We start from the raw sequence: 15213 nt of genomic DNA, 5'->3' as shown, positions 1-15213 counted from the left end.
GTGTCTCCGCCCCGCCCATCAATCTGCCTGGGGCGATGGTCCCCAACCCCCCCCCCCCGTGCGCAAAAAACCATTCGCTTTCTTCCGCGCCCGGCCCCCGCCAAAACGGCGCGCCGACCAGCAGGTTTTCGAAGGTGGTCATGCCGGAATAGGGACGCGGGATCTGATAGGTCCGCCCGATCCCCATCTGGCAACGCCGGAAGGGCGGCTCGCCGCGAAGCGCGGTGTCGCCGAGCTGGATCTCGCCGCCGGACGTCTTCAAATCGCCGCTGATCATGTTGAACAGCGTCGTTTTGCCCGCCCCATTCGGGCCTAGGATGCCCAGGACCTCGCCCCTATGCACGTCGAAACTCACGTCATGCAGGACGCGGACAGCGCCGAAGGACTTCGACACGCCGTGCGCTTTCAGCAGGATTTCCCTACCCATAACTCTGCCCGCGTTCCCGCTCATGTCACCAGGCGATCGGCTGGATAGCCTGCTGCGGCGCGAAGAGCTGATTGACCGTGTTGTCGACGATCTTCAGGTCATAAGGCCATTTCTCACCCTTCACCCACTGGCCGCCGAAGATCGGCGTCTTGCAGATGTTCTTGTGGGGCGAGCCGTCGAACTTGATATGACCGACCAGCGTCTGCAGATCGGTAGCGACCAGAGCGTCACGATTGGCCGCACGGTCGAGCGGATTGGAAGAGCGCTTCAGGATGTCGAGCGCGACCTCCAGCAGCGCGTGCGAATAGCCAAGCGGCTGCGTCCACTGGCGCTTCGTATCGGCTTCCCATTGGCTGGCGATGTCGCTGCTGATCTGCCCGGTCAGCGACGACTTGAACGGGAAGGCCGGGGTCCACCAGACCTCCGAGGACATGCCGTTGCCAAGCGGCCCCATCGCCTCGACACCGCCCGGGAACAGGAGCGCCGCCGCCACCGTGACCGCCTTCGGCTTGAAGCCCTGCTGGTTGCACTGGGTGACGAAGGTCTTCAGATCGTCGGGATAGGTGATGCCGCCGATGATCTCGCAGCCCTGCTTCTTGAACTCGGCGATCTGTGCGGAAAAATCATTGGTGCGGGGCTGGAAATAGCCGGGCACCACGACCTCGTAGCCGGCCTTGCGGGTCGGCGCTGGCAAGCCATATTCGTCGTTGCCCCAGGTCTCGCCGTCGATGTTCTGCGGGAACAGCATCCCGACCTTCTTGTTGGTCTCCAAATGGTTCCAGAGCCCGACGAAGGTGTTCAACGCCTCGTCGAGGCCCCAGAAGAAATGATAGGTCCAGTCGAAGGTCTGCTTGCCGCCGCCGCGCGGCATGATCACCGCTTGCCAGGGAGCGCCCGAGGAAATGCAGGGCGTTTCATAAAGTTCGGCCTGCTCGGCCGCGGGCAGGATCGTGTCGGTGGTCGAGGCCGGCACGAGCAGATGAACCTCGTCGTTCAGGATCAGATTGCCGGCGATTTCCGATGCCTTGTTCGGATTGGACTGGCTGTCGCGGTCGAGGATCTCGATTTCGTAAGTATTGCCGTCGGCGCATTGCAGCTGGCCGCCGAGCAGGGCGCGTATCTGCTGCAAGGTGTAGTCATCCGTTTCACCAAAAAGGGCGAGCGGTCCGGTCGTCGGGCTGAGGTAGCCCAGCTTGATCTTCCCGGCGGTCGCGGCGCGCACATAGGCCGGCATGCCCAGCGTGCTGGCGGCAACGCCGGCTCCAATCCCCTTCAGGACACTTCGGCGGCTGGGCCGCAAGCCCGATTTCACCAGTCTGTTGTAGTAGCTCATCGTCGGTTCCTCCCTGGGTTAAGTTTCTCCGGCCCACGGGACCGGTCTCAGTTCAAAGCGTGTTCAGGTCATCCGCAGCAGCGAGCCGCCATCGATGACGATCAGCGAGCCCGTCACGTAGGAAGCGGCAGGCGACGCCAGATAAAGCGCCAGGCCCTTGATCTCTTCGGGGTCGCCGATCCGACCGAGCAGCGACTGGGCCTCGAAGGCCTCGCGGTCCGCCGGGTTGCGCAGCCGACCGCCGGCGATGTTGGTGATGAACGGTCCGGGCAGGATGGCATTGATGCGGATGTTGTAGGCGCCAAGCTCCATCGCCATGTGGCGAACGAGATGGTTCACCGCGGCCTTGGCGGGCATGTAGGGCGTGCCCACGATGCTCTCGTTGATCAGCGATGCAATGGACGACGTGACGATGATCTGGCCGCCGCCATTCGGCTTCATGTGCCGGACGGCATGTTTGATCGTGGTGTAGACCGAGGTCAGGTTGATCTCGATCACCTTGTCCCAGTGCTCGTCGGGCAGGTTCTCGATGGCGCCCTCGGGGTTCCTTTCGCCCGTCTGGGTGTTGAAGCCCGGCCCGGCATCGATCCCGGCATTGGCGAATACGACATCGATCGAGCCCGCCTTCCCGGCGACCTTGTCGAAGGCTGCGGCCATGGCCGCACGGTCGCCGACGTCGACAACCTGGCCCCAGACATCGCCACCCACCGCCCTGATCGCGGCCACGGTCGTGTCAAGCCCGGCAGGGTTCAGGTCGAAGATGCAGACCTTCGCCCCGTGCTCGGCCATGATCTCGGCATAGGCCTGCCCGATGCCGCTGGCGCCGCCGGTGACGATCACCGACTTGCCTCTGACATCGAACATCTCCTCAAGTGCGGCCATCAGTTTCCTCCTTTGTGCGACAGCACGAAATCGAACTCCACGTCGTAGAACGGGGCCGCAACCTCGACCCTGGCGGCAGCTTCGGCGTTCTCGACCTTGCGGAATTCGGCGAGCAGGCTCTTCTTCACGCCGAAGACGGCATCTGAATCGATGTACGGGTCGTCCGGGTCGAAGATGTGCGTGGTCAGCGCTTCGAAGCCCTCGGCCTCGACGATGTAGTGGAGATGCGCCGGACGATTGGGGTGACGCCCCAGCGCGCCCAGCAGCTTGCCGACCGGACCATCATCCGGGATCGGATAGTATTTGGGCTTCACGCCGCGGAACCAGTAACGTCCGTCGGCGCCGGTGCGAAAGACGCCGCGCAGGTTGAAGTCGGGCTGGATGCCCTTCTGCTGCACGTCGTAGAAGCCCTCGTCATTGGCCTGCCAGACGTCGATCTTGGCGCCTGCGATCGGGTTGCCCTCGGTATCGAGGATGCGGCCATGCACGAACATGGGCTCGCCCTTCTGGTCGAGGCAGATGTTGGAGCCCATCGGCAGTTCGGGGGCGTCGGCGACGTGGAAGGGTCCCAGCACCGTCGATTCCGAGGCGCCCGACGGCTTGCGGTTGTTGATCGCATCGACCAGCATCGAGATACCGAGAACATCCGACAACAGGATGTATTCCTGCCGCCACTCGTTGCAGATCTGGCCCGTCTGCGTCAGGAACATGATCGCGCCGAACCATTCCTCCTGTGTCGGCTCGATCTCCTTCACCGCCTCGTGCAGCTTGCGGGTGATGACCTCCGTCACCTCTTTGAGCCGCTCATCCCCAGCGTTCCGGTTCCGCGCCACGACGACCTCGGCCGAGTTCGCTTCGGTGAAATAGCCGGATTCGTGTTCGTCGATCATGGGATCCTCCTCAGCGCGCCAGAACGGATTTGAAGACCCGGCGTAGTTCGGCCGCCGGATCGGCCGCCAGCGTTTCGCTGCGCCAGGCGACGTGGTGGTCGGGACGAACGATCAGGCAGCCGGTGTCGCGGATCTCCCGTGCGCCGGCCCAGTCGCCGGTATGATCCTCGATCGCGCGGCGTGGGCCGATCACATGGCTGCGGATCGGCAGACCGAGCTCCGCGCCCACCGTCTCCGCCGCGGCGACCCACGCCTCTCCGCCAATGCCGGTCAACAGCGTGAACTCGCCATGCCCGCAAAGATCGAGCGTCGAGACCTTCCTGCCCGAGCGCTCGAAGACCCAGACATGCGGCAAGCGCGCGCCCGGCCAGGTTGTCGGCGCATAGTGCAGCTCGCGATCCTTCTCGAAGGCCGGCTCGCGCTGGCCGTCGGTCACCACCGCGCCCGAGGCATAGCGCTGGTTCATCTCGACGCCATGGGCGTCGAACTCGTACTTCTTGAAGGCGATGGCCTTGCGGAGCGCCTCGCGCTGCGCTTCGGCGACGGGCGTCGCATCGGCGCGAGCCTCCATGTTCCTCTGGATCTTGTCGTGATCCACGCCGCCGTCCATGCCGAGCGCCTCGAAGATCGGTCCGAATTCGGCGATGGACTGGTTCGCCCGTGTCACGATCTGGCGCGCGATCGGTGCGCGCTCGGCCGAGAAGCTGTCCAGAAGCCCGACCCCCGCCTGCCCCTTGATGACCTTGGCAAGCTTCCAGGCGAGGTTGAACCCGTCCTGGATCGATGTGTTCGAGCCGAGCCCGTTCGAGGGCGGATGCCGGTGCGCGGCATCGCCCATGATAAACACCCGCCCCTTCTGCATGTGCGTGGCGAAGCAGTTGTTCACGGTCCAGGTGTTCGCGCCCAGGAGCTCGATCTCGAGCGCGGGATCTCCGACCAGTTGACGCGCGACGCTGGTGGCCAGTTCCGGCGTCACGTCCGGCGGCGGCTGGTTGATGTCGTAGCCCCAGACGATCAGCCACTCGGTCCAGGGCCGCACCATGCGAACGAGGCCCATGCCGATGCCGCCGACGTCGGCGCCGGGCTGCATGACCCAGTAGAGGACGCTTGGCCGGTGGGCGACATACTTCGAGAGATCGGCCCTGAACAGGATGTTCATCGAGCCGCCGACGCCCATCTTGCCTTCGAGCGGCAGGCCCAGATGCTCGGCCACCAGCGAGTTGCCGCCGTCGGCACCGACGAGGAACTTCGACCGCACGGTGAAATCCTTGCCCGACAGCCGATCGTGGCAGGTCGTCGTCACGCCGTCCGCATCCTGGACATGGCTGACATATTCCGTGCTCATGCGTGCCTGCGTCCCGCGGGCGCAGGCCGACTTGAACAGGATCGGCTCCATGAAGGTCTGCGGCAGATCGTTCATGAAGCAGGGAGACGACAGGAGATGTTCGGCCTTCGAGAGCGGGTGGATGCCCCAGCTCTTCATGCGGCCGATCTCCTCGCCGGCCAGGCTTTCGCAGAACACGTTCTCGCCCATCAGCTCCTGCGGCGAGGCGTGCATCATGGCCTCCGCCTCGACATCCGGACCGAGGTCGCGCAGCACTTCCATGGTGCGCTGGTTGGTGATGTGGGCACGCGGCGTGTTCGACAACCAGCGGTAGCGATTGACGATCATGTTGGCCACGCCGTAGCTGGACAGAAGTGCCGCCGTGGCCGAGCCGGCTGGGCCCGTGCCGATGATCAGCACGTCGGTTTCGATATCCGCCATCAAATTCCTCCCTCGATCTTCGGACCGGTCAGCCTGCGGCGAACCGGAAACAGGTGCAGGCCATTGCGGGACGCGATCAGGCCCCACAGCCCCTTTGGTGCAAAAAGCATCACGACGACGGCGATGAGGCCGAGCGTCATCAAGTACCAGCTGCCGTAGTCGGCCAGCGCCGAACGCAGCGCAAAGAAGACCAGCACGCCGAGGATCGGCCCCTCGATGGTGCCGATGCCGCCGATGACGACAATGAAGATGACGTTGGCGGTCCAGTCGGTGACGGCAAAGGCCGCGCTCGGCGAGATGCGGGCCGTCTGCAGGAAGATCAGCGCGCCGGTCAGCCCGGTGGCGGCCGCGGCGATCAGAAAGACCGCCCATCTGAGCCGGCCGGTATCGACGCCCACCGATTGCGCCGCGTCGACATTGTCGCGCACGGCCGCCAGCGCCAGCCCGAGGCGACTGCGCAGCAGCCAATAAATGCCTCCCGTCACGGCCACGAGCAGCGCCAAAGCCAGCCAGTAGGCCATAACATCGCGTGCCGCGGCCTCGCGGACCCCGAACAGCGCCCGGACCGCATCGGTGCCCAGGATACTGCTCGTCGCCTCGCGCGGCAGCGAGGTGCCGGTGCCGCCACCGAGCGCCTTCCACTGCGCGACCAGCAGTCGCGTCACTTCGGCGATCACCCAGGTGCCGATGGCGAAATAGGCGCCCTGCAAACGGAACGCGAAGAAGGCCGTCGGAACCGCCAGCACCAGAGCGGCAAGGCCGCCCAGCGGGATCGCCAGGACCGGATTCCAGCCGAGCAGGATCACGCCGGCGAACATCGCATAGGCGCCGATGCCAACGAAAGCCTGCTGGCCCACCGACACCAGGCCGCCATAGCCCGCCAGCAGGTTCCATATCTGCGCCAGCGTCAGCATGGTGAGGATGAAGAAGAGATCCTGTATGACGCCACGCGAGGCCACGGCAGGCAGCGCGAGCGCGGCGACGATGAAGATCGGCACGATGATCGCGGTCACGGTTCCGGCGCGGGTGCGGGTTGTCAGTCGATACATGCCGCCCTCAATCCACTGCGCGCGGAAAAAGCCCGCGCGGCTTGAGCAGCATCACGGCCAGGAAGGCGATGTGGCCGGCCAGGATCTGCCATTCCGGATTCAGCGCGGCGCCAAACGTCTGCGCCACGCCGATGATGATCCCGCCCGCGAGCGTCCCCCACAGGCTGCCGAGGCCGCCGATGATCACCGCCTCGAAGGCATAGATCAGCCGCGCCGGTCCGATCGAAGGATCGAAGTTCGCCCGCATGCCGAGATAGAGTGCCGCCAGCGTCACGACGACCATGGCGATCCCGGTGGCGATCGCGAAGATCCGCTTCGGCTCTATCCCCATCAGCCCCGCCGTCACGACGTCGTCCGAGGTGGCGCGGAAGGCACGGCCGAGGGCGGTGTGGTAGAAGAGCGCGTTGAGCGCAATGATCATCACGATCGCCGAGGCAAAGGTCATCAGCGGCATGATCCCCACCGTGACCAGCCCGAGATCGAGCGATGCCCCTTCCAACGCGCCCACCGGGATGCGGCGGCTGTCGGCGGAGAAGGCCTCGAGCAGGCCGTTCTGCAGGGCGACCGACAGGCCGAAGGTGACCAAAAGCGGCGGCAGGATGTCCTTGCCCAGCACGCGGTTCAGAACGGCGGTCTGCAGCAGCCAGCCGAGCGCGAACATCACCGGCATGGCGACCAGAGCGGCAATCCAGGGCGACAGGCCGAGCAGCGTGACGCCCATCAAAACCAGATAGGCGGCAAGAATGATGAGGTCGCCATGGGCGAGGTTCACCAGCCGCATGATACCGAAGACGAGGCTCAATCCCGCTGCGAACAAGGCATAGAGCCCGCCCAGCAGAATCCCTTGCACGAGGGTGTCCAGCCAGATCATCGCCGCGCCACCTCGATCAGGCCATAAGAGCGCTGCGCGAGCAGATGACAGAGCCTCGGTTGCCGCGTCATGCCGCCACTCCGAAATAGGCGGAATGGATGTCTTCGCGCGTGACCTCAGCCGCCCTGGCGGCCAGCGTGACGCGACCCTCCATCATGCAGTAGACGCGATCGGCCACCGCCAGCGCCTTGCCGATATCCTGCTCCACCAGCACGATCGCGGCGCCGCCTTCGCGGATCCTGGGAAGGGCTGCGTAGATATCGCGGATGACGACCGGCGCGACGCCGAGGCTGAACTCGTCGCAGAGCAGCAATTGGGGGTTCGACATCAGCGCCCGGCCGATCGCCACCATCTGCTGCTGGCCGCCCGAGAGCGCGGTGCTGGGGCTCTTGCGCCGCTCGCGCAGGATCGGGAAAAGGTCATAGACGGCGTCGAGGTTCCACGGCCCCGGCACCTTGCGCGCTTGCCCGCCGACCAGCAGGTTTTCCTCGACGGTCAGCGAAGGGAACAGTCGGCGCCCCTCCGGCACCATGGCAATGCCGCGCTTCATGATCTCGGCCGAAGACAGCGCGCCAATCGGCTCGCCCCTGTGCAGCACCATGCCGGGCTCGTTGCCGATCACGCCCGTGATCGAGCGCATCAGCGTGGATTTTCCGGCGCCATTGGCGCCGATGATCGCCACGCATTCGCCCGCGGCCACGCTGATATCCACACCGAACAGCGCCCGGAACTGGCCGTAATTCGCGGTGAGGCCGCGCGTTTCCAGCATCAGACCTCGAGCCCCAGATAGATTTCGCGAACCGCCTTCGAGGCCATGATCTCATCAGGCGCACCGATCCCGATCACACGCCCAAAATCCAGCACGAGAAGCCGCTCGACCACCGAATTCAGGGCGTGCAGCACATGCTCGATCCAGATGATTGTCGTGCCCCTGGCGTGGATCGCCTTGATCGTCGCGACCAGGGCCTTGCATTCGCCCTCCGTCAGACCGCCGGCGATCTCGTCCAGGAGCAGAAGCTCAGGGCCTGTCGCCAGGGCGCGGGCGAGTTCGAGGCGCTTGCGGTCGAGAAGGCTCAGCGAGCCGGCCACGAAATTGGCCTTCCTGAGAAGCTCCGTCTCCTCGAGGATACCAGCGCAATCGTCGACCATCTCGGCCTCGCGTGCGCCGCGGCCGAAGGCGGCAGCGGTCAAGAGATTTTCGAACACGGTCAGCCCCTCGAAAGGCTGCGGAATCTGGAAGCTGCGGCCAACGCCCATGCGCACCCGCTCCATCGCCGGAGCACGGGTCACGTCGCGGCCGAGCAATTCGATGCGACCCTCATTTGCAAACAAGTTGCCGGTGATCAGGTTGAAGAGCGTCGATTTTCCGGCGCCGTTCGGGCCGATAATGCCCAGCGCTTCGCCGCGCGGCACGCTGACGGTCACGGAATCCGCAACCTTCAAGGCGCCGAAGGACTTCGAAACGTTTTCCAGCCTGAGTATCATCACTGTCATCCTTGGGTCGCGCCGAACGAGGGCGGCGGTATCAGCCGCCCTCGGCAGCGTCAGGCCAGGGCTTCCATCTTGCCGGCGGTGGGTATCTGGGAGGCGCCGGCGTTTTCGACGATCACCAGATCGAAGCCGCCACCGGCCTTCTTGCGCCACTGCCCGCCAACGAGCGGCGTCTTGCAGACGTTCTTCGCGGCGAAAGGTGGCAATCCCGCACCGCTCCAGGCCACCTTGCCCACTACCGTCGTCATGTCGGTGGCCGCTATCGCCGCCGCGATCGCCTCGGCATTGGTTGGATCCGACACGCGGCCCATGACATTGGCCGCCACCTCGAACAGCGAATGGACAAAACCGATCGGCTGGGTCCAGGGACGGCCGGTCTTGGCGGTGAAATCCGCAGCGAGTTCGGCCGAACTCTCGCCCGTCAGCGACGATTTGAACGGATGCGAGGCCGACCACCAGACCTCGGACGAGAGGTTGTGGCCGGCGTCGCCGAGCGTCTCGACCGATTGCGGGAAAAGGATCGCCTTGGCCACCGTCACCGCCTTGGGCTTGAAGCCCTGCTGGCGGGCCTGGTTCCAGAAGGTGGTGAAGTCGGGCGGAATGACCACCCCGGTAACGATCTCGGCATTGGCGGCTTTGAAGGCGTTGACCTGCGCGGTGAAATCGTCCGAAAGGTTCTGATAGCGGCCAGGATCGGCAAGGCTGAAGCCGGCGGCGTCGAGGCCGGGCTTCAACCCATTCTTCGGGTCGCCCCAGGCATTGCCGTCGGCATCGTTGGGGAACAGCCCGCCCACCTTGCCGTTGGTGGAAAGCTGCTTCCACATGCCGGTGTAGACGGCGATGATGTCTTCGAGACCCCAGAAATAATGATAGCCGAAGTTGAAAGGCTTCCACGAGGCCGGATCGGCCGGACTGCCCTGCTGGCCGATGAACCAGGGCTGCCACGGCGCCATCGTCGAGATGACCGGCACGCCCTCCGCCTCGCAGGTGGTGGCCACTGGGTTGGTGTTCTCGGGCGTCGAGCCGACGAGCATCAGGTTGATCTCGTCATCGACGATCAGGCTCTTCGCCACCTCGGCCGCGCGATTGGGGTTCGACTGGCTGTCCTTGACGATGACCTCGAAGTTCTTGCCTGCCTCGGAAGCGAGGAAGGCCTTGATGTTGTAGGCATCGCTCTCCGCGAAGCCGGCAAGCGGCCCGGTCTGCGGCGAAACATAGCCCAGGCGGATCTTGGCGCCTTGCGCGATGGCCGGCGTCGCCAGGCGCGAACCGGCCAGCGCCAGGCCTGTCGCCGCCGAGGCTTTCAGTAGGCTACGTCTTGTGATCATGTGTAGTTCCTCCCTCTTGTTTTATTCTCAAGCCCCCGGACGGCGTCCCTCCCACGCCGCCTGAAGGAGTTCCCTTATCGATCCTGGATCGATTGGCCTCGGATTCGCATAGGCATTCTTGACCGCGATCGCCGCCGCGCGGTCGAGATCGGCCTCCTCGATGCCGATCGCCTTCAGGCTCAGCGGGGAGCCGACCGACTGTGCGAAATCCCAGAGCCCGCCGCCCGCCGAGCCACCACCGAATGCCCTAGTGATCGGACGCAACAGATCAGGCACCGCCGTTTCGTTGAAGGCGGTCGTGTACGGCAGCAGGATGGCGTGGGTCTCGGCATGCGGCGTATCGAACGAGCCGCCGAAGACATGCGCCAGCTTGTGATGCAGCGCCATCGAGACATAGCCGAGCGCGGTCGAGCAGCACCAGGCCGCATAGAGCGCCTGCGTCCGCGCCGCGCGATCCTGCGGGTCGCGGATCAGCCTTGGAATGCCGTCCTTGAAGGCAATCATGGCATCCCTGCACATGAGCACGATCACCGGGTTGCGATCGGGGGCATACAAGGCCTCCATCGCATGAGCGATCGCGTTCATCGCCGAGGTGACGGTGAGACTTACCGGCAGGCTCAGTGTCAGATCGACGTCGTAGATCACCGTCTCGGGGCGAATGTCCGGCGAGCGGCGGGTAGTCTTCTCGCCGGCCGCCGTCTCGCCGAGGATGTCGGTCATTTCCGAGCCGGCATAGGTGGTGGGAATGACCACCTGGTCGGCGCCCGTGCGCACGGCAATGGCCTTGCCGAGCCCGGTGGTCGAGCCGCCGCCGAGGCTGACGACCGCCGAAGCGCCGCTGCCGCGGAAGGCACCGACGGCCTTTTCCGTGACCTCGACAGGGGTATGCATGACCGCGCCGGCAAAGATCCCGGCGGCGAGGCCACCAAGGCTTACGGCCAGTCTTTCCGCATCGCCCATCTGATGCGGTGTCGAAAGCACCATCACCTTGTCATGGCCGAGCCGCCGGACTTCCTCTTCGACGCGAGCTATGGTGCCGGCACCGAAGACCACCCGTGTCGTCAGGCCCGGAAAGGTGAAGCTGTCCATCATCGCGCCGCCTCCATGCGCGGGCCGCGCCCGGCCGCGAGGTCGTCGAGGATCGTGCCCAGCATGACGATCTCGGCGTCCGAGACCTCATGGCCCCGTCCCGGGAAGAGATCGGCCCGCAGGCTCGCGCCAATGCGGCCCAGCGACTGCGCGGCATCGGCAAACGCCGAGACTGGTATCCAGGGATCGGCATCGCCGCCGGAAAGATAGATCGGCATTCCGGCCGGCGCGGCCTCGGATCTTTCGTCCGCCGGAACGCCGACACGGCAGCCCGTGAAGGCCGCCAAAGCATCCGGCGGCGGCAGCCCCGCGCAGAGGTATTCGATCGACAGACACGCCCCTTGCGAGAAGCCCGCGAGAAGAAGCGGCAGTCCGGGCAGTTCGGCCCGCGCCGCGACCATTGCGGCCGCAAGGTGGTCGAGCGCGTCGGAAAGCTGCGCCCGGGCGACCGGCGTCAACGGGTCGACGGCACGCGCCTCCCACCACATGCCGTGTGGTGCACGCGGCAGGATAAAGGCCACGGCGGTTGCGGAAAGCCGCGACAGCACATGGGACTGCATCTCTTCGGGCGATTGGCCACGGCCGTGGACGAAGACGCAGATCGCCTTCGCCTCCGGGCCTCTTGGCCCAAGCCGGAGCGGACCGCTGCCTGAACTCACGTGAAGTCCGCCTCTTCCAGGCCGACCTGCAATTCGCTCTCACGATCTTTGAACCACGGCGGGAAGACCAGCGTCTTGCCGATCTGGCCCGGAGGCTCGTCCTTGGCCCAGCCTTCCGGCGTGGTCCAGGCAATTTCGAACAGCGCGCCGCCGGGCGAGCGGACATAGCAGGACTTGAAGTAGTTGCGGTCCTTCTGCTCCGATATATCCGTGAAGCCGAGACCCTCGATATGAGCGCGCAGTTTCAGCTGGTTCTCTTCGTCGCCGGTGTTGAGGGCGAGGTGGTGGATCGTACCGCCCGCCAGCGTCCAGGTGCCCTGCGGGCTGTCGCGGTCGACAATGACCTCCACGCGCTGAGCGACGCCGGTCGCGTCGGGCACGCGGAACACCAGTCCCTCATGGTCGTCAGCCTCTTTCTCCAGCGGCAACGCGATGGTCAGGAAGTCGTCCATCGCAGTGCGGTCCATCACCGCCACCACGGCGCCGTATATTCCCTTGATGCCGTGCGCCTTGCCGATGCCCTGCGCCTCGTTGGTGATCGGCGCGCGCGTATCCCTGTCGCTTTCCACCAGCTCGTGCGGAATGCCGCAGGGATGTGCGAAAGCCGCACGGTCGGCGCCAAAACGAGTGATCTTGATGGCCTCGATGCCGCGCGCGTTCAACCGGTCGACCCAGAAATCCGCGGCCCCCTTGGGAATCGACTGCATGATGGTGCGCGACTGGTTGGACCCGCGGCGGCCATAGACGCCTGGCTTGCGGAACGGGAAGGTGGTGATGATCGTCGAGGCATCGCCGTTGGGCGAGCCGTAATAGAGGTGATAGACAGGGATGACGCCGTCGAACAAGACGGTGCGCTTCACCGAATGCAGGCCCAGTGCCTTGGTATAGAAATCAAAATCTTCCTGAGCGCTGTCGGTCGAGAGCGTCAAATGGTGGTAGCCGCTGACACGTGCCATCGGTCATCTCCTCCCAGAGGTTTCGGTTTCGCCCCGCCGCTGTGGACAGAGCACGAGGTTGAGGTCGAGCGCGTGCTTCCGTTTTCCTCCGTTGGGCGGCAGCGCGCGGAACTCGGCCATGAGTTCGGGTTTGACCCCGAAGATGGCATCCCGGCCGATCGCAGGGTCCGACCGGTCGAAGATGTGGGTCGTCAGCGTCTCGAAGCCCTCCGCCGAGACGCGAAAATGGATATGGGCCGGCCGCTCGAGGCCAAGGCCAAGCGCCGACATCAATTGACCGACCGGTCCGTCCGATGGCAGCGTGTAGCCCTTCGGCTTCACCGTCACGAAGACGAAGCGTCCCTGCGGATCGGTGCGGAACCGTCCACGCAAATTGAATTCCGGCTGCCTGTCGGGTTCCTGGTTCTCGTAGAGACCCTCGGCATTGGCCTGCCAGATCTCGACCATCGCATCGCCGATCGCATCGCCGTCGAGCGCGACGATCCGGCCCGCAACCTCCAGCGGCTCGCCCTTGTGATCGCGCGAGATGTTCGCGCCGAGCGGCATCACCGGCACGTCGGCCCGGTAGAAGGGGCCGGCCAGGGTGTTTGGGGTCGCCCCAACAGGGCGCGGGCTGTTCTGATCCTCGATCAGCGACGACACGCCCAGGACGTCGGCGAACAGCACCCATTCCTGGCGCCGCGCATCGGCGTAGTGGCCAACCTCGGTCAGAAAATCGATCGCCTGACGGAACTCCTCGCCCGAGGGTCGCAGCTCGACGATCAGCGCGTGCAAACCGTCGACGGCTGCCTGCGCCGCCGCCGCCAGGCGGGACTGGCCCATTGCCGTCAGGCGCCGTGAGAATTCCTCGGCCTGCGTCGAGATCGCCTTGGGGAATTCATCTCGCTTCGGGTCGTGCTGGCCGTGCATTCCGCCGGGGCCTCCCTTCCCCTTGCCAAGCGGGATAGCACGGCCCGACGCGATGCTTGATGAGATGTGGCGTCCCTTGTATAGCGTTTTGCTATGAAGCTGAACGAGCGCCACCTCATGCAGCTCGCCGCGGTGCTGGATGCCGGCGGCGTGTCGGAAGGAGCCGCTATGCTGGGCCTGACCCAGCCGGCGGTCAGTCGATCGCTGGCCATGCTGGAGGCGCGGGTGGGCGAGCCGCTTTTCCTCAAGGGTCGCCGGCCGCTGCAGGCGACACCGCTCGGCTTCCAGTTGGCGGCGCAGGGCCGCACGATCATCACCGCGTCGCGCAAGGCGTCGGATGCGGTCCAGGGCTTCATGAAAGGCACGAAGGGCGTCGTCCGTGTCGGCGGCGTGCCCTTCTTCATGGATGCGATGATCAGCCGGATGATCGGAGAATTCCAGAAGCTCGAACCCGAGGTCACCGTTCAGCAAAGCTATATGAACCTGCCCGAGATGGTCGCGGCGCTGGAGAGCAACCAGATCGATCTCGGGATCGTGCCGATCGGCGTGCTCGACCTGGGACCCGGCTTCGAATTCACCGAAATCCTGCCCGGACGCAACGTCGTGGCTTGCCGGCCCGACCATCCCCTGCTGCGAAATCGCCGCCTCAGGGCGCATGACCTGACCAGCTTTCCCTGGGTAGCCCCCCTACCCGGCTCTCCGCTGATGTCGGACCTGCAGATGATCCTGATGAGCATCGGCATGTCGGACCTCAACGTCCGCTATTCGGGAGGCTCGCTGATGAGCGTGATCAACTTCCTTGCCGAAACCGATGCGCTGGCGGTGCTGCCATTCTCCGTGGTCTTCGCGCAGCGCAAGGAAAACCGGGTGACGGTGCTGCCCTATGAAATTCCGCAGCCCAGCCGCTCACTCGGCATCCTGCGCCGGGTCAGCGGACCGCGCTCGCCGGCGGCAGAGCGCTTCGCCGGCCACGTCACGACCGCCTTCGAGAATCTGAAGCACATCATCAAACGGCACGAGAATGCCGTCGTCTGGGGGCGGTAATCCAGCCGACATGGCACCCCTTACAGCTCCAAGAGCCAGGAGCGGACGTTTGGAGCAGCGAGACGATCGGGCGTCCATTGGCCAGTCTCGTTTTTCCCGAACGGGATCCCGATTTGAGGAGCTGAAGGGCACGCCGGTGAGCGCCAGGATCAGCGAAGCTGGTTCATGGCGCCTATTCAGCATCGCCAGCAATGAAGTGCGGCTCTCCCACCCCATTCCGTGCAGGAATGGAACTCCCGTGCCTGTATTCGGTTGGGTACAAAGCCGGCGTCCCACACGCGCAGACAAGGGTGCGCTGAGGTGACAGATGCTCGACGACGAAGAGACCGAAGGTTTGTAAGTGCGAATATCGATCTTGGTTGAGCCTCCTATCACCGGTTTGCCTTCACCTCACGGCGAGGGTAACTCCGCGCGACCAGATCAGCTAATGTCCTCCAAGACCCCGGGCGTCATCTACGACATCAAGGGTCTGTTCCCCAGGCATGTTACGGATGGGCGCTTCTGATGAGGGTTCTGGTCA

The 15213-nt window shown here is 65.0% G+C and carries 15 protein-coding genes; 1 reads left to right on the top strand and 14 read right to left on the bottom strand.

Annotation, left to right across the window (positions count from 1 at the left end; translation table 11 throughout):
* The 14 genes from NKI21_RS31655 to NKI21_RS31590 form a co-directional block, all read right to left on the bottom strand.
* A partial coding sequence (locus NKI21_RS31655) for an ATP-binding cassette domain-containing protein (RefSeq protein WP_352869186.1) occupies window positions 1-394 on the bottom strand: 394 nt, incomplete at its 3' end.
* A gap of 58 nt (window positions 395-452) precedes the next feature.
* The gene (locus tag NKI21_RS31650; RefSeq protein WP_352440107.1) at window positions 453-1760 is read right to left on the bottom strand and encodes an ABC transporter substrate-binding protein; all 1308 of its coding nucleotides are present in this window, start codon (window positions 1758-1760) and stop codon (window positions 453-455) included.
* A gap of 63 nt (window positions 1761-1823) precedes the next feature.
* Complete coding sequence (locus tag NKI21_RS31645; RefSeq protein WP_352440108.1) at window positions 1824-2642, bottom strand: SDR family NAD(P)-dependent oxidoreductase; 819 nt, start codon at window positions 2640-2642, stop codon at window positions 1824-1826.
* On the bottom strand, window positions 2642-3532 hold the full coding sequence (locus NKI21_RS31640; protein ID WP_352722229.1) for an intradiol ring-cleavage dioxygenase: 891 nt from the start codon (window positions 3530-3532) through the stop codon (window positions 2642-2644). Before NKI21_RS31640 ends, NKI21_RS31645 begins: the two co-directional genes overlap by 1 nt.
* A gap of 10 nt (window positions 3533-3542) precedes the next feature.
* Window positions 3543-5297: an FAD-dependent oxidoreductase gene (locus tag NKI21_RS31635; protein WP_352722231.1), complete on the bottom strand. Its 1755-nt coding sequence runs from the start codon at window positions 5295-5297 to the stop codon at window positions 3543-3545.
* A complete protein-coding gene (locus NKI21_RS31630; RefSeq protein WP_352440111.1) occupies window positions 5297-6346 on the bottom strand; it encodes a branched-chain amino acid ABC transporter permease in 1050 nt (349 codons plus the stop codon). The genes NKI21_RS31635 and NKI21_RS31630 overlap by 1 nt, the downstream gene beginning before the upstream one ends.
* A gap of 7 nt (window positions 6347-6353) precedes the next feature.
* Window positions 6354-7217, bottom strand: a complete 864-nt coding sequence (locus NKI21_RS31625) for a branched-chain amino acid ABC transporter permease (RefSeq protein WP_023808929.1) — start codon at window positions 7215-7217, stop codon at window positions 6354-6356.
* A 67-nt stretch (window positions 7218-7284) separates the two neighbouring features.
* Window positions 7285-7986 carry an ABC transporter ATP-binding protein gene (locus NKI21_RS31620; RefSeq protein WP_352869184.1) on the bottom strand — a complete coding sequence of 234 codons (702 nt, stop codon included), beginning with the start codon at window positions 7984-7986 and terminating at the stop codon, window positions 7285-7287.
* On the bottom strand, window positions 7986-8702 hold the full coding sequence (locus NKI21_RS31615) for an ABC transporter ATP-binding protein (RefSeq protein WP_032908626.1): 717 nt from the start codon (window positions 8700-8702) through the stop codon (window positions 7986-7988). Before NKI21_RS31615 ends, NKI21_RS31620 begins: the two co-directional genes overlap by 1 nt.
* Before the next feature lie 59 nt (window positions 8703-8761).
* Window positions 8762-10036, bottom strand: a complete 1275-nt coding sequence (locus NKI21_RS31610) for an ABC transporter substrate-binding protein (protein ID WP_023808932.1) — start codon at window positions 10034-10036, stop codon at window positions 8762-8764.
* A gap of 27 nt (window positions 10037-10063) precedes the next feature.
* A complete protein-coding gene (locus NKI21_RS31605) occupies window positions 10064-11128 on the bottom strand; it encodes a maleylacetate reductase (protein WP_023808933.1) in 1065 nt (354 codons plus the stop codon).
* On the bottom strand, window positions 11125-11784 hold the full coding sequence (locus tag NKI21_RS31600) for an alpha/beta hydrolase (protein WP_023808934.1): 660 nt from the start codon (window positions 11782-11784) through the stop codon (window positions 11125-11127). Before NKI21_RS31600 ends, NKI21_RS31605 begins: the two co-directional genes overlap by 4 nt.
* Window positions 11781-12740, bottom strand: coding sequence for a VOC family protein (locus NKI21_RS31595; protein ID WP_023808935.1), 960 nt, complete (start codon window positions 12738-12740; stop codon window positions 11781-11783). Before NKI21_RS31595 ends, NKI21_RS31600 begins: the two co-directional genes overlap by 4 nt.
* 3 nt (window positions 12741-12743) lie before the next feature.
* Complete coding sequence (locus tag NKI21_RS31590; RefSeq protein WP_023808936.1) at window positions 12744-13649, bottom strand: dioxygenase family protein; 906 nt, start codon at window positions 13647-13649, stop codon at window positions 12744-12746.
* 93 nt (window positions 13650-13742) lie between these two features.
* Between NKI21_RS31590 and NKI21_RS31585 the strand changes: the two genes are divergently transcribed.
* Window positions 13743-14693: a LysR family transcriptional regulator gene (locus tag NKI21_RS31585; RefSeq protein ID WP_023808937.1), complete on the top strand. Its 951-nt coding sequence runs from the start codon at window positions 13743-13745 to the stop codon at window positions 14691-14693.
* The last annotated feature ends 520 nt before the right edge of the window (window positions 14694-15213 follow it).

It is taken from the genome of Mesorhizobium sp. M0715 (assembly GCF_040320355.1).
Lineage (GTDB): Bacteria > Pseudomonadota > Alphaproteobacteria > Rhizobiales > Rhizobiaceae > Mesorhizobium.
The sequence above is the reverse complement of the archived record's forward strand: the minus strand, read 5'-3'. Positions and strand labels throughout refer to the sequence as shown.